The 2,661-nt window shown below is 27.5% G+C and carries 1 protein-coding gene; it reads right to left on the bottom strand.

What is annotated here, in order from left to right; genetic code table 11:
* On the bottom strand, window positions 1-2,661 hold a 2,661-nt coding region (locus VFS71_RS18795), incomplete at both ends, for a hypothetical protein (RefSeq protein WP_326403180.1).

The following is a 2,661-nucleotide window of genomic DNA, read 5'->3' as shown; positions in this document are numbered from 1 at the left end:
ATCTAAAGTAACTAATTTTTCTTTCAATTGCGTTCTTATGTTCTCAAATTCTATATTATATTCATTTGAAATTATGATTTTATCATTAATCATACTCCCTGTGCTTCCAAATAATTGAATAGAAACCATTTTGGTGTTTGCATCTAATGAAAATTCATGAAGGTCGGATGCCTTAATTAATCCCAATAAATATTCTTCTAAATTAGTAATTAATAATACTTCTTCTTCATCTATCATTCGGTCAATTGATTTGCCAAGTGCGGAATCTGCAACTGATTTTAACCAAGAAGCTCTATCATCTAGAGGAGAAATCAATCTTTTATAGAAAATAGATTGTTCAGTACCTAATAAACTTAAATTAACACTATTTAATCTACTTTGAATTTCTAATTTATAATTTTCAAAATTATTCGTTTCACAATAAAAAGAGTGAATTATTTTTTCTTCAATTCTATCAAGTAAAGCATCATACGCAGAACGAATTTCCCTGATAGCATCTTGAATATGATAAGTGTAAGACTTTAATAATTCTTCATCATCATTCATAGTAATGGAATGAAATCCTAAAGCATTTGGAAATTGGTTAAATAAAGCATCTTCTGGATCTTTAGCACTTTTAATAGCTTCTCTCAAACTTATAGCTTTAGGAGAAAGTCTTTTGGTATTTATTGTATAGTCATTCAAGCCTCTGTAAAAACGCAGAAAATTTCCAAAAATAGATAGAAAAGTACTTTTTGTTCCTAATTCATCATCGCCAACTTGAACTAACTCTTTGTAACTTTCTAAAAGGTTTACTTTTAAGCCAGAAACATCATAGCTCTTAATAGAATAATTTGTTGGTGATTTATGAATTAAATCTAAAACATCATCTGTTAGATAAGGTATAAATCCATTACTTTCATGGAATAACGCAAAATCTTCTTTGTTGATAATCAAAAACAATGGCACCCAAAATTCAGTAAAACCTTTTTTTAATTTAAAAGGAGCTTTACTCAAAATGTCATACAATTCACCCAAATTTCTTCTAGATGAATTAGCAGATCTTATAAAAGTATCACACTCTTCCCATAGAGGTACAAAAGTTTCATCACTTGGGGGGGAAAAAACAAAATGATTTAACTCATTACTTCTCGAATGTATCCCTGTATCTTTTACTAAAGTAATATAAATCGATTTCTCTGGCGGGAATTTATCATTTGGAAATCCTAAGTTTTCAACGCTTTCATTATTTAGTAAATGACGCACAAAAGATTTCCTTGCTGTGGTAATCTGAGGACTTAAAAATTCCTTGTTAACTAATTCATTCTTATAATGTGGCGTTCTTTCAAACTCAATATTACAAATTTTAGACAATGTTTCATTTAATTCCCTTTTAGATTTTATATTTTCAACTTCACCATTGTAAAACCAAATATTCTGGTCATTTGATTTGAATAAATTGTTTAAAACAAATTTTTCTAATTGCTGTTTATGAAATTCTAATTCCTTGTTTAATAATTTAATGGCATTTTTATCTTCTTTATGCTTATTAATTAGAAATTTAAGCTTGTTAATTGTGAAAATTTCATTGTGAATTTCATTAGAATTCTTATAAATAACAAAAAGATTACTACCTGTATTTGATGAAGATGCCTTAACATCTTTTTCTTTTATAGTAGTGTCAAAAATCAAGTTAATATAACCATCTAATGCACCTTCTGCATTGCTAATATTGTTTAAATTTGTTAAGATTCGGAATTCAAAAAAACGTGGAGTACCTTTTTCAAAAGAATTCTTTTTAACTAAAATAACTGGAAAATCCACTAAGTAAGAAATAGCATCAGTGACAGAAAAATCGTGATTGATTTCTTTTGAAACATCAGCCAATTCTTGTTCAATATCTAAATCTGTTCCTTCAAGGAAATTTATTTTATTACTATGCTTATAAAACCTAATAATACCAAACTTGTCTAGTTTGTCAATAGCTTTTTCAATAGCAACATCGTTGAATTCACCAGTATGATGAATATATTTGGATATAAATTGTTTATCAAATAAACCTCCAGCCTTTGTAAAAAGATTAGCTAGACAAATAGTTTTAATTATTTCGGAAACTAATTTATAATCGATATCTTCTATTAATTCTGCACGTTCTAACGCTCTGAAACAAGTTTGCCATTGTGCTCTATGTGGATTGTTAAAACTATAAATTTCACTACCCAACGTATTAATTAAGTAGTCAAAAACATTAGAAATAGAGTAAAATTTACCTTTAAATAAATTAATTGAAAACTTTGTGCTGTCATTTAAAAAAGTAAATAATGAGCGTTCATTTTGTCCGTAACGCTGTAAAGCATTAACTAAAATATTGGAGGATAACCAATCCAACGGATAAAGCGATTTTGCTAATTCTGTTGTGCTTACTTCGTTAAAAATAATAAGATTACTGCTTTTTATTGCTTTGTTTACTAAGTTGAAACTATCTTCATTTTTCTTTGGTAATTCAAAACGCTCAAGTTTTTTAGAAGCAAAAAACAATAATTGCTCAACAGGCTCATTAAAAAGTAATTCTATGAATCTACCCTTAATTTTTTCCCATTCTTGTCTTTCTGAAATATCTAATGATGCAGAATATGTTATAAAACTTTGGTGTAGTGAAATTATAAAAAGAACATTTTTAGT

The organism is Flavobacterium sp., from assembly GCF_035760125.1.
In the GTDB taxonomy this organism is placed as follows: domain Bacteria; phylum Bacteroidota; class Bacteroidia; order Flavobacteriales; family Flavobacteriaceae; genus Flavobacterium.
Note: the sequence above shows the minus strand (reverse complement) of the source record. Positions and strands in the feature narration are given on the sequence as shown.